The sequence below is a fragment of the Micromonospora sp. NPDC007230 genome (assembly GCF_042869115.1).
GTDB lineage: Bacteria > Actinomycetota > Actinomycetes > Mycobacteriales > Micromonosporaceae > Micromonospora.
On sequence record NZ_JBIAFE010000032.1, the window covers coordinates 1 to 11,405 of the forward strand.

13 protein-coding genes are annotated in these 11,405 nt (G+C 69.9%); all 13 read right to left on the reverse strand.

Annotated features, from left to right (window positions below; all coding sequences use genetic code 11):
• Positions 1-374: 374 nt before the first annotated feature.
• Complete coding sequence (locus tag ACFYML_RS31970; protein WP_387424177.1) at positions 375-830, reverse strand: DUF2550 domain-containing protein; 456 nt, start codon at positions 828-830, stop codon at positions 375-377.
• Positions 831-842: 12 nt separating this feature from the next.
• A complete protein-coding gene (locus tag ACFYML_RS31975; protein ID WP_387424178.1) occupies positions 843-1,121 on the reverse strand; it encodes a F0F1 ATP synthase subunit epsilon in 279 nt (92 codons plus the stop codon).
• A 134-nt stretch (positions 1,122-1,255) separates the two neighbouring features.
• Entirely contained in the window at positions 1,256-2,356 is a 1,101-nt protein-coding gene (locus ACFYML_RS31980) for an LCP family protein (protein WP_387424224.1), read from the reverse strand.
• 258 nt (positions 2,357-2,614) lie between these two features.
• Positions 2,615-4,051, reverse strand: a complete 1,437-nt coding sequence (atpD, locus tag ACFYML_RS31985; RefSeq protein WP_357440157.1) for a F0F1 ATP synthase subunit beta — start codon at positions 4,049-4,051, stop codon at positions 2,615-2,617.
• Complete coding sequence (locus tag ACFYML_RS31990) at positions 4,051-4,980, reverse strand: F0F1 ATP synthase subunit gamma (RefSeq protein ID WP_357440154.1); 930 nt, start codon at positions 4,978-4,980, stop codon at positions 4,051-4,053. Before ACFYML_RS31990 ends, atpD begins: the two co-directional genes overlap by 1 nt.
• A gap of 2 nt (positions 4,981-4,982) precedes the next feature.
• Positions 4,983-6,635 carry a F0F1 ATP synthase subunit alpha gene (atpA, locus tag ACFYML_RS31995; RefSeq protein WP_387424179.1) on the reverse strand — a complete coding sequence of 551 codons (1,653 nt, stop codon included), beginning with the start codon at positions 6,633-6,635 and terminating at the stop codon, positions 4,983-4,985.
• A gap of 86 nt (positions 6,636-6,721) precedes the next feature.
• Entirely contained in the window at positions 6,722-7,543 is an 822-nt protein-coding gene (locus tag ACFYML_RS32000) for a F0F1 ATP synthase subunit delta (RefSeq protein ID WP_387424180.1), read from the reverse strand.
• Positions 7,543-8,085 carry a F0F1 ATP synthase subunit B gene (locus ACFYML_RS32005; protein ID WP_387281203.1) on the reverse strand — a complete coding sequence of 181 codons (543 nt, stop codon included), beginning with the start codon at positions 8,083-8,085 and terminating at the stop codon, positions 7,543-7,545. Before ACFYML_RS32005 ends, ACFYML_RS32000 begins: the two co-directional genes overlap by 1 nt.
• Before the next feature lie 27 nt (positions 8,086-8,112).
• Positions 8,113-8,349 (reverse strand): F0F1 ATP synthase subunit C, encoded by a 237-nt coding sequence (locus tag ACFYML_RS32010; RefSeq protein ID WP_387424181.1) that lies wholly within the window; start codon positions 8,347-8,349, stop codon positions 8,113-8,115.
• Between the two features lie 66 nt (positions 8,350-8,415).
• On the reverse strand, positions 8,416-9,213 hold the full coding sequence (gene atpB / locus ACFYML_RS32015; RefSeq protein ID WP_387424182.1) for a F0F1 ATP synthase subunit A: 798 nt from the start codon (positions 9,211-9,213) through the stop codon (positions 8,416-8,418).
• 11 nt (positions 9,214-9,224) lie between these two features.
• Positions 9,225-9,461: a hypothetical protein gene (locus ACFYML_RS32020; protein ID WP_387424184.1), complete on the reverse strand. Its 237-nt coding sequence runs from the start codon at positions 9,459-9,461 to the stop codon at positions 9,225-9,227.
• Positions 9,462-9,653: 192 nt separating this feature from the next.
• Positions 9,654-10,085, reverse strand: coding sequence for a hypothetical protein (locus tag ACFYML_RS32025; protein WP_387424185.1), 432 nt, complete (start codon positions 10,083-10,085; stop codon positions 9,654-9,656).
• A complete protein-coding gene (gene glyA, locus ACFYML_RS32030) occupies positions 10,078-11,367 on the reverse strand; it encodes a serine hydroxymethyltransferase (protein ID WP_387424186.1) in 1,290 nt (429 codons plus the stop codon). Before glyA ends, ACFYML_RS32025 begins: the two co-directional genes overlap by 8 nt.
• Positions 11,368-11,405: the final 38 nt, after the last annotated feature.

Below are 11,405 nucleotides of genomic sequence, written 5' to 3' on the forward strand. Positions count from 1 at the left end.
GGGGTGCGCCCGGCGCCGCCGGCCCCCCCCCCCCCCCCGGCGGGGCGGGCCCCCCCCCCCCGCCCCCCCCCCACGGCGAGGGCGTAGCGCGCCGGCTCCCAGGTCCACCCGTGCGCCCCCAGGCAGCGACCACGATCGGCAGCGACCATGCGGGCTACGGCAAGCACAACCCACAGCCGGCAGCCACTCGCGACAGGTGCACGGCGAGCCACACCCTCAACCGCGACCAAAGCCGGCAGCGACCCATGACAGGGCACGGCGGGCCATACCCGACACCGCAACCAAAGTCAGCAGCCACTCACGAGCGGTGCACGGCGGGCCGCACCCCGAGAGCGACCAGAACCGGACCCGCCACGACCACCCGAGGCGGCGGCTCAGGCGGCGGGCCAGTCCTGGGAGGCCAGACGCGGCGAGGCCGCCCCGGGCGGGGCGGCCTCGAGCCAGGAGAGGAAGCCGGTGACCGTGGATCGCGCCATGGCGATCTCCACCGGTGCGTGGTTGCTGGTACAGCGCAGGATCACCCAGTCGGCCGGCATGGAGAACCGTTCCTGCCCCTCGGGCAGCCGGCGGCGCTCCACGGCGAGCCGCTTACGGAAGAGCACCCGCTTGGGCCGCAGGGCGAAGCTGAACATGCGGTACCAACGAAGTTCGTCACCGACGAAACGGCCGAAGCCGGGTGACCAGCCTCGGCCGTCAAGGATCGTGGAGACCCGGACACTTAGCCGGATGATGCCTCCGCTGCGGGTGAACAGGGCCCGCCGAACGAAGAGGATCAGAAGCGCGGCGAGCACGACCGCGACGCCGATTCCGATCCCTTCCACGATCTCCATCGGCGGGTCGGCTCAGCGCGCCGGGGTGGCGGGGGTGGCGCTCTCGGCGAGGACGGTGACGCCCGCCCCGGTCACCGACAGGAAGCCGCCGGCGACGTCGTACGCGACCTGCTGGCCGCCGGCCTGCTTGATGCGTACCTGGCTGGGCTCCGCGAGCTGGCCGAGCAGGGGCGCGTGCCCCGCCAGCACACCCAGCTCACCTTCGGTCGTCCGGGCGACGACCATCTCGGCCTCGCCGGACCAGACCTTCTCCTCGACGGCTACGAGCTCGACGTGAAGCTGCTGTGCCACGCTGTCTCCTTGCTGCGGCGGCGGATTGCCGAAAGTCTAGTCGCGGCCCGGAGCGCCACCCAACGCGGGTGGCGAGAGCTGCGCCACGTCACGGCAACGGACTCCGGCACCCGCCGGGTCCGTTGGCGCTCAGGTTAGCTGGTCTTCTGCTTGAACTCGGGGTGCTCCAGCATGAACGCGTCGATCTGTTCGTTGCCGATCGCCGCGAAGAAGTCGTCGGCCGCCGGGAGCAGCCGCTCCCCCTTGTACGCCGAGCCGGTACCGATGTTCGCGCCGGGCAGCTTGATCATCTCGATCGAGTCGGCGCGGATGCCCTTCAGGGCGAGCGCGAAGTCGACCACGCTGTTGCCGCGGCCGTTGAAGATGAGGGACTCGCCGGCGGCCCGGAGCACCCGGTCCAGCTTCACCGGGTTGGTCACCACGTCGGCGCTGAACGCCTGGCTCACCATCGCCTTGATGAACTGCTGCTGGTGCCGCTGCCGGCCGTAGTCGGCGTCCGGCACACCGTTGCGCGGGTAGCGCTGCCGCACGTAGTCCAGCGCCTGCCAGCCTTTGAGGTGGGCGTTGCCCTTCTTGTACTCGGCCTGTGGGCCGAGGTAGCCCCCGCCGCCCGGCTTGAGCTGACGCATGCTGCCGTCGGGCTGGCGGTGCTCCGACTTCACGTCCCGCTCGATGTACATGTCGACGCCGCCCATGGCGTCGACGATCTTCCGGAAACCGGTGAAGTCGATGATCGCGCCGGCGTCGAAGCGCTTGATCCCGGTGACCTGCTGAACGGTCAGCGCGAGCAGCTCGAAGCCCTGCACGGGGTCCGGGTTCCGCCCCGGAACCACGCTGCCCCGCGACATCGCCGCGTTCAGCCGGTCGGTGCCGCCCGAGTAGTCCGCCTTGGCGAAGGCCGGGATGTCGACCCGCAGGTCGCGTGGCAGCGAGAAGAGATAGCCCCGGTCCAGGCCGGCCGGCACGTGCAGGACCATGATCGAGTCGGACAGCGGCCGGTCCTCCGGCTTCCGGGTGTCGACGCCGACCAGCAGGATGTTGAGCGGGCCCTTGATGTCGCTCTTCTTCTCGGTGGCGCCGGCCGCCTGGTCGCCGAAGAGGTCCCCCTTGCCGACCGCGCCCTCGTAGCGGGCCACCAGCGCGTGGTAGCCGACCAGCACGCTGCCGCTGAGCACCATGAGGACCACGCCGAAGATCGTGCACACCCGGGCCCAGCGGGGCACGCCCCGCCACATGGACCGCTTGCCGCCGCGCGTGCCGGCCTTAGCCACGAACTTCTCCAATCGTCGCGCCCACGACTGGTAGACGGGCGGGCGGATCCGTTTCGTTGCGAGAGATCAACGGTGATGACGTGAAGTCGTGTCACGAACGGTACCGCGCGGTCGAGCGAACCGCGTGCCGGGCAACCGGACAGCTGGTATGGGCCGGGCCTGAACAGGCGGAGGCCGCCCCGACATCTGTCGGGACGGCCTCCGTGGACTGTGGCAAGGGTCTCAGCCCTCCATCAGCTCCTTGGCCTTGTGCTCCAGGTCCTCAAGACCGCCGCACATGAAGAAGGCCTGCTCGGGGAAGTGGTCGTACTCGCCCTCGCTGATCTTCTTGAACGCCTCGATGGTCTCCTTGATCGGGACCGTCGAGCCCGGCACGCCGGTGAACTGCTCGGCGGCGTAGGTGTTCTGCGACAGGAAGCGCTCGATCCGCCGGGCCCGCTGCACGGTGATCTTGTCTTCCTCGGAGAGCTCCTCGATACCGAGGATGGCGATGATGTCCTGCAGGTCCTTGTAGCGCTGCAGGATCCGCTTCACCTCGGTGGCCACCTGGAAGTGCTCCTGGCCGACGAACTCCGGGGCGAGGATCCGGGACGAGGACGCCAGCGGGTCCACGGCCGGGTAGATGCCCTTGTCGGAGATCGACCGCTCCAGGTTGGTGGTCGCGTCCAGGTGGGCGAACGTGGTGGCCGGCGCCGGGTCGGTGTAGTCGTCGGCGGGCACGTAGATCGCCTGCATCGAGGTGATGGCCTGGCCCCGGACGGAGGTGATCCGCTCCTGGAGCTCGCCCATCTCGTCGGCCAGGGTCGGCTGGTAACCGACGGCGCTCGGCATGCGGCCGAGCAGCGTGGAGACCTCGGAACCGGCCTGCGTGAAGCGGAAGATGTTGTCGATGAAGAGCAGCACCTCCTGCTTCTGCACGTCGCGGAAGTACTCCGCCATGGTGAGCGCGGAGAGGGCGACCCGCAGCCGGGTGCCCGGCGGCTCGTCCATCTGGCCGTAGACCAGCGCGGTCTTGTCGATGACGCCGGACTCGGTCATCTCGGCGATGAGGTCGTTGCCCTCACGGGTGCGCTCACCCACGCCGGCGAAGACCGAGGTACCACCGAAGTTCCGGGCGACGCGGGTGATCATCTCCTGGATGAGCACCGTCTTGCCCACGCCGGCGCCGCCGAACAGGCCGATCTTGCCGCCCTTCACGTACGGGGCGAGCAGGTCGATGACCTTGATGCCGGTCTCCAGCATCTCGGTCTTCGGCTCCAGGTCCGCGAAGGCCGGGGCCTTGCGGTGGATCTGCCAGTGGTCGTCCGGGTTGAGCGTCTCGCCCTCGGTGAGGTTGAGGCACTCGCCGATCGCGTTGAACACGTGGCCCTTGACCGCGTCGCCGACCGGCACGCTGATCGGCGAGCCGGTGTCCCGCACCTCGGTGCCGCGGACCAGGCCGTCGGTCGGCTGCATCGAGATGGCGCGGACCAGGTTGTCACCCAGGTGCTGGGCGACCTCCAGGGTCAGCGTCTTCTCGCCGCCGGACAGGGTCACGTCGACGTGCAGGGCGTTGAACAGGTCCGGCATGGCGTCGCGCGGGAACTCGGCGTCGACGACCGGGCCGATGACCCGGACCACGCGACCCGTGGCCGTCTTGGTCTCTACTGGGGCAGTCATCACACTTCACTTCCCGACGCGGCGAGCGCGTTCGCGCCGCCGACGATCTCACTGATCTCCTGGGTGATCCCGGCCTGGCGGGCCGTGTTCATCTCACGCGTGTACTTCTCGATCATCTCTTCGGCGTTGTCGGTGGCGCTCTTCATCGCCCGCCGACGGGCCGCCGACTCGCTGGCCGCCGACTCCAGCAACGCCGCGTAGATCCGCGTGTTGATGTACTTCGGCAGCAGCGCGTCGAGCAGCGCCTCCGCCTCCGGCTCGAACTCGTACGCCGGGAGCAGACCCTCGGACCGCGGCCGGTCCTCGACCTGCATCGGGCCGATGATCCGCGTGACCGGCGTCTGGGTCATCAGGGACTTGAACTCGGTGTAGACGATGTGCAGCTCGTCGATGCCGACAACCCCGTCCGGCCCGGCCCCGCCGTCCACGTCGTCCGCGCCGGCCGTGAACGCCTTGATCAGCGTCTCGCCCACCTCGCGGGCGTCGGAGAACGCCGGCTGCTCCGAGAAGCCGGTCCAGCTCGCCGCGATGTCCCGGTTGCGGAACCGGTAGAAGGTCACGCCCTTGCGACCGATGACGTAGAGCACGGGCTCCTTGCCGTCGGCCGCGAGCCGGGCGATCAGCGACTCCGCGGTCCTGATCGCGTTGGAGCTGTACCCGCCGGCCAGACCGCGGTCGCTGGTGACCAGCAGGACGCCCGCCCGCCGCACCCGCTCGCGCGGGGTGAGCAGCGGGTGGTCGATCCGCGCGTTGGACGCCAGCGCCGTGAGCACGTCCGTGATCGCCTTGGCGTACGGGAGGGACGCCTCCACCCGCGCCTGGGCCTTGGCGATGCGGCTCGTCGCGACGAGCTCCATCGCCTTGGTGATCTTCTTCATCGACTTCGCCGAGCGGATCCGTTGACGAAGAACGCGAACCTGGGCGGCCATCGTCAGCTCTCAGCCGGGCGGTCGGTCGAGCCCTCGCGGAAGCGGGTCACCGTCTCGCGGGTCTCCTCGCCCTCCAGCGGCTTGGCCGGGGCCTCGTTGATCCGGACCTCGTCCTCCTTGCCGAGGAAGAGCTGCTTGAACTCGGTGATGGCCGAGTCCAGCGAGCCGATGATCTCGTCGTCCCACTTGTTGTCGGCGATCGCGGCCAGGACACCCTCGTGCTTGTGCCGGAGGTACTGCAGAAACTCCGACTCGAAGCGCTTGATCTCGCCGACCGGGATGTCGTCCAGCTTGCCCTCGGTGCCGGCCCAGACCGAGACGACCTGCTCCTGCACCGGGTACGGCGAGTAGTTCGCCTGCTTGAGCAGCTCGACCAGGCGGGAGCCGCGCTCCAGCTGGGCGCGGGAGGCCTTGTCCAGGTCGGAGGCGAAGGCGGCGAACGCCTCCAGCTCGCGGAACTGGGCCAGGTTGAGCCGGAGCGAACCGGCGACCTTCTTCATCGGCTTCACCTGGGCGGCGCCACCGACCCGGGAGACCGAGGTGCCGACGTTGATGGCCGGCCGGACGCCCTGGTTGAACAGGTCGGTCTCGAGGAAGATCTGGCCGTCGGTGATCGAGATGACGTTGGTCGGGATGAACGCCGAGATGTCGTTCGCCTTGGTCTCGATGATCGGCAGGCCGGTCATCGAGCCGCCGCCCAGCTCGTCGGAGAGCTTGGCGCAGCGCTCCAGCAGCCGGGAGTGCAGGTAGAAGACGTCACCCGGGTACGCCTCGCGGCCCGGCGGGCGGCGCAGCAGCAGCGACACGGCCCGGTACGCCTCGGCCTGCTTGCTCAGGTCGTCGAAGACGATCAGGACGTGCTTGCCGCCGTACATCCAGTGCTGGCCGATGGACGAGCCGGTGTACGGGGCGAGGTACTTGAAGCCGGCCGGGTCCGAGGCCGGGGAGGCGACGATGGTGGTGTATTCCATCGCGCCCGCCGCCTCCAGCGTCCCCTTGATGGAGGCGATGGTGGAGGCCTTCTGGCCGACGGCGACGTAGATGCAGCGAACCTGCTTCTTCGGGTCGCCGGAGCGCCAGTTGTCCCGCTGGTTGAGGATGGTGTCGAGGGCGACCGTGGTCTTGCCGGTCTTCCGGTCACCGATGATCAGCTGGCGCTGGCCACGGCCGATCGGGGTCATCGCGTCGACGGCCTTGAGACCGGTCTGCAGCGGCTCGTCGACCGACTTACGGGCCATCACGTTCGGGGCCTGGAGCTCCAGCTCGCGGTAGCCCTCGTTCGGGATGTCACCGAGGCCGTCGATCGGCTGGCCGAGCGCGTTGACCACGCGGCCGAGGAAGGCGTCGCCGACCGGGACGGAGAGCACCCGGCCGGTGCGCTTGACGCGCTGCCCCTCCTCGATACCGCCGAAGTCACCGAGGACGACGACACCGATCTCCCGGACGTCGAGGTTCAGCGCCACGCCGAGCGTGCCGTCCTCGAACTCCAGGAGCTCGTTGGTCATGGTCGAGGGCAGACCCTCGACGTGGGCGATGCCGTCGCCGGCGTCGGCGACGGTGCCGACCTCCTCGCGGGAGACGTCGGCCGTGTAGGAGGAGACGTAGCGCTCCAGGGCGCCGCGGATCTCCTCCGTCGAGATGGTCAGCTCGGCCATCCTCTGCTTCCTTCAAGTATCAGGGGCCCGGGATACCTAGTACCGACCGGTCCGATGGCGTCGAATCAGGGCTGCGGAGACGCTGGTCAGCGCTTCGCGAGCGCGTTACGGGTCTCGTTGAGGCGGCGCAGGACGGTGCCGTCGTACAGGTCGGAGCCGACCCGCACGCTCACCCCACCGAGCACCTCCGGGTTCACCGTCTGCTTGACGGAAACCTCTCGACCGTACATCGCGGAGAGGCGGGCACCCAGGCGTCGCTCCTCCTCGTCACTCAGCGGGGCCGCCACGGTCACGTACGCGACCTGACGGTCCCGCCGGTCGGCGGCCAGCTCGACCAGCCGGGTGAGCGCCCCGATGAAGGAGCGCCCCCCGAAGCCGGCCAGCGCGGCCTCGACGAGACGGACGGTGACCGGCCGGGCCTTGCCGGCGAGCAGCTCGCGGGCCAGGGTGGCCCGCCGCTCGGCCGAGGCCATCGGATCGGAGAGCGCGTTGGACAGCTCGGCGGAAGCGGAGACGACCTGGCCGAAACGGAACAGCTCGTCCTCGACCTCGCCCAGCTCGCCGGCCTTGTCGGCGCCCGCCAGGAGCGCCTCGACGCCCAGCCGCTCGGTGCCGTCGAGCAGTTCCGACGGCGCCGACCAGCGGCCGGAGACCAGCGCGGTGAGCAGGTCGAGCGCATCGGCGCCGACCTTGCCGCTCAGGATGCCCGTGAGCAGGCCGGTGCGGTCCTCACCCGGACGCGCCGGGTCGGACAGCGCCCGGCGCAGCCGCGGCTCGCGCCGCAGCAGGGCGGCGACGGAGAGGATGTCGTCGGCGGTGGAGGCCACCGCCGACGGCTCCGTGCCGCGGGCGTACGCGTCGAGGCGCTCGGCCGCGACCTTGTACGACTCCCGGCTGGCGGCCTGCATCAGCGGGCCCCCGCGCTCTCGAGACCGCTCAGGAACCGGTCGACGGTGCCCTTGCGACGCGCCTCGTCGGCGAGCGACTCACCGACGATCTTGCTGGCCAGGTCCACCGCGATCGTGCCGACCTCGGCGCGGAGCTCGCGCACGATGGTGGCCCGCTCGGCGGCGAGCTGCTCCTTGCCGGCCGCGATGATCCGGTCGGACTCCTCCCGCGCCTTGGCGAGAATGTCCTGGCGGATCCCCTCGGCGTCGGCCCGGGCGTCGTCACGGATCTTGGCGGCGTCGGTCCGGGCCTCGGCCAGCTGCGCGCGGTACTGCTCGAGCAGCTTGTTGGCCTCGGCCTGGGCGGCCTCGGCCCGCTTGATGCCACCCTCGATCGCGTCGACCCGGGCCTGGAAGGTCTGCTCCATGCGCGGGAAGACGAACTTCATCAGCACGAAGCAGAGCACGATGAAGGCGATGCTGCCGACCACCAGCTCCTGCCAGAGCGGGAGAATCGGGTTGTGGGATGCCGCACCACCACCCTCAGCGGCGAGGTAGAACATGGTAAACCTCCCGGTCTAAGGGCGGGATCAGGAGACGGTGCCGGCCCAGATGAAGCCGAAGGCGATGCCCAGCAGCGCGAGCGCCTCGATGACGGCGAAGCCGATCCAGACGTACGGCAGGGTCATCCGGGACGACTCCGGCTGCCGGGCGGTCGACTGGATGTAGGCGCTGAAGACCAGGCCGACGCCGATACCGGGACCGATGGCGGCGAGGCCGTAGCCGATGGCGGCGGTGCTGCCGGAAACCGCGGCGAGAACGTCCATGGGTTTGGTTCCTCCTGGATATCACGCGTGACGATCACGCGGGACGACAACGGTTGGTGCGGTGGATCAGTGCTCTTCGGCGAGCGCGCCCTGCACGTAGCTGGCGGTCAGCACGGTGAAGACGTAGGCCTGCAGGACGATCACCAGGAATTCGAGGAAGGTGAGCGCGATGGTCATCACCCAGGACAGCACCGAGACCGGTGCCAGCCAGGTGTTGGCGCTGATCATCGCGAAACCGCCCAGCGTGAAGACCAGCAGGAGCATGTGGCCGGCGAACATGTTCGCGAAGAGACGGACGGCCAGCGAGAACGGCCGGACCAGGAAGGTCGAGAAGAACTCGATCGGGATCAGCAGCGGCAGGATGTACCAGGGCGCCGGCGGGATGAGCGAGTTCTTGAAGTACTTCACGAAGCCGTGGTGCCGGATGCCGACGTAGTTGAACATCACGTAGGTGATCGCGGCGAGGAACGCCGGGAAGGCGATGTGCGAGTTCGGCGAGATCTGGAAGAACGGGACGATCGCGAAGAAGTTCGTCAGCAGGATGAAGCAGAACAGCGTGGTGAAGTACGGCGCGAACCGCACCCCCGCGTGCCCGATCATGTCCACCGCTATGTTGTTCCGCACGAAGCCGTAGATCGACTCGGCGAACCACTGCTTCTTCGTCGGGACGAGCTGCGGGTTCCGGTAGCTCACCAGGAAGAAGATGATCAGGATGCCGACGGCGACCCAGACCATCGCGGTGATCTTCGTGAACCAGAAATTGTCGTGCGCACCCCAGGGCAGGATGCTGGGCAGGTAGAAGTCCTCCACACTGGGTGGGAATTCCGCCTGGCCCTGAGCCAGGACGTTCGCCTGTCCGAACACCGCGTCCCTTCCTAAGTAGGCGTGCCGAGTCGACGGACGACCAGGATGATCCCCCCGGCCATGCCGAGCACGACGCCGATCCCGGTGGCGATGCCCCCGGTGTCGAGCCACTGGTCGACCAGCCAGCCGATGAAACCCCAGACGAGCATGCCCCCGATGAGGTATGAGAGCGCCGTCCAACCCTGACCGGCACCGGACGGATAGTCGTCCGGGCCGCCAGCGCTGGGGGGTTTCTGGTCACCGGCCATGACGGGGCGAACGATATCAGTCGAGAAGACGAGGCTGTGCCTCACCCCCCGCACAACCTGGTTGTGTGGGACACGGGTGGGCGAAGTCGTCTGGAGGCACGCTACTCCCCTTCCGCCACTGAGAGAATGACCGATCGCGGACACCTCGGCGCGCCGTCCGAAACGTGGGACGGCGCGCCGGATCTCCGCAGGTCAGCGCCGGGACCGCCGGGCGTGCACAGTGGTCAGCCACCAGATGTGCGCCCCGGTCCAGACCAGCACGCCGGCGGCGATGCCCAGGCAGAACGGGATCAGTCCCGGCCAGCCGGTCGACGCCACCCCGATCATCACCGCTCCGAGCAGGGTCATCTTGGCGACGTACGCGCCGAGCCCGAAGGGCAGCACGAGCTGCGGGTCGCGGGCGTCGGCCCAGGCCAGCGCGACCGTGGTGAGCGTGTAGCTGAGCGCGGTGACGGCCACCCCGGCCGCCGCGCCGAGCGCCCCGTCCGCGCCCCGGGTCACCCCGCCGACCACCCCGGCCGCCGCCGCCAGCACCGCCGTCGAGATCAGCAGGACCGGGAGGTGGCGCAGTCGCCAGCCGCGGTCCTCGAGCGCCTCCGCCGCGCGGGTCCCCGGCTCAGCCACGGGGGTACGCCGGGAACGCGGTGACCAGCTCGGTCACGTCGGTGGCGATCCGGGCCAGCTCGTCCGCGCCGCCCGGGGCCGCCGGATCGGTGCGGACCGCCCGGGCGATCAGCGTGGCGATCCGCCGCATCTCGCCCTCCCGCATGCCCTGGGTGGTGACGCTCGGGGTGCCCACCCGGATGCCGGAGGCCACCATCGGCTTCTGCGGATCGTACGGGACGGCGTTCTTGTTCAAGGTGATGTTGGCGGCGTCGCAGCGCGCCTCGGCGTCCGCCCCGGTCACCCCGACCTCGCGCAGGTCGATCAGCGCGAGGTGGGTGTCGGTGCCGCCGGAGACCGGCCGCATCCCGTCGGCGGCCAGCCCGTCGGCGAGCGCCTGGGCGTTGCTCACCACCTGGGTGGCGTACGCCCGGAACTCGGGTTGGGCGGCCTCGCGCAGCGCGACCGCCTTGGCGGCGACGGCGTGCATCAGCGGGCCGCCCTGGGTGAACGGGAAGACCGCCTTGTCGATCCGGGCGGCCAGCGACTCCCGGCAGAGGATCATGCCGCCGCGCGGGCCGCGCAGCGTCTTGTGGGTGGTGGCGCAGACGACGTCGGCGTACGGCACCGGGGACGGGACCGCCCGGCCGGCGACAAGCCCGATGAAGTGCGCCGCGTCCACCATCAGGTAGGCGTCGACCTCGTCGGCGATCTCCCGGAACCGGGCGAAGTCGATCAGCCGCGGGTACGCCGTCGCGCCGCAAATGATCATCTTTGGCCGGTGCGCCCGGGCCAGGTCGCGTACCTCGTCGTAGTCGATCAGCTCGGTGTCCCGCCGGACCGTGTAGCTGACCGGGTGGAACCACTTGCCGGAGAAGTTCACCCGGCTGCCGTGGGTGAGGTGGCCGCCGTGCGGCAGGTCCATCGCCAGTACGGTGTCGCCCGGCTGCACCAGGGCGGCGTAGGCGGCCAGGTTGGCGCCGGCCCCGGAGTGCGGCTGGAGGTTGGCGTGCTCGGCCCCGAAGAGTTCCCGGGCCCGGGCGATGCCGATCTCCTCGGCCCGGTCCACCTCGGCGCAGCCGCCGTAGTAGCGCCGGCCCGGGTAACCCTCGGCGTACTTGTTGGTCAGCGTGGAGCCGAGGGCCGCCAGCACCGCCGGGGAGGTGAGGTTCTCGCTGGCGATGAGCTGCAGGCCGCCGCGCAGCCGCGCCAACTCCCCCAGCACCACCCCGGCGATCTCCGGGTCCTCGGTGCTGAGCTGCTGGAAGTCCGGCCCCCAGAACGTGTCTCTGGTGTTCTCCACAGCGTAGGAGTCTACGGAGCCCCGCACCGGGAGCTGTG

Excerpts from the sequence above, each read along its gene's own strand:
- ACFYML_RS31970 (WP_387424177.1), bottom strand. The coding sequence starts at position 830 with ATGGAGATCGTGGAAGGGATCGGAATCGGCGTCGCGGTCGTGCTCGCC.
- ACFYML_RS31980 (WP_387424224.1), bottom strand. The coding sequence starts at position 2,356 with ATGTGGCGGGGCGTGCCCCGCTGGGCCCGGGTGTGCACGATCTTCGGC.
- atpD (WP_357440157.1), bottom strand. The coding sequence starts at position 4,051 with ATGACTGCCCCAGTAGAGACCAAGACGGCCACGGGTCGCGTGGTCCGG.
- ACFYML_RS31990 (WP_357440154.1), bottom strand. The coding sequence starts at position 4,980 with ATGGCCGCCCAGGTTCGCGTTCTTCGTCAACGGATCCGCTCGGCGAAG.
- atpA (WP_387424179.1), bottom strand. The coding sequence starts at position 6,635 with ATGGCCGAGCTGACCATCTCGACGGAGGAGATCCGCGGCGCCCTGGAG.
- ACFYML_RS32000 (WP_387424180.1), bottom strand. The coding sequence starts at position 7,543 with ATGCAGGCCGCCAGCCGGGAGTCGTACAAGGTCGCGGCCGAGCGCCTC.
- ACFYML_RS32005 (WP_387281203.1), bottom strand. The coding sequence starts at position 8,085 with ATGTTCTACCTCGCCGCTGAGGGTGGTGGTGCGGCATCCCACAACCCG.
- ACFYML_RS32010 (WP_387424181.1), bottom strand. The coding sequence starts at position 8,349 with ATGGACGTTCTCGCCGCGGTTTCCGGCAGCACCGCCGCCATCGGCTAC.
- ACFYML_RS32020 (WP_387424184.1), bottom strand. The coding sequence starts at position 9,461 with ATGGCCGGTGACCAGAAACCCCCCAGCGCTGGCGGCCCGGACGACTAT.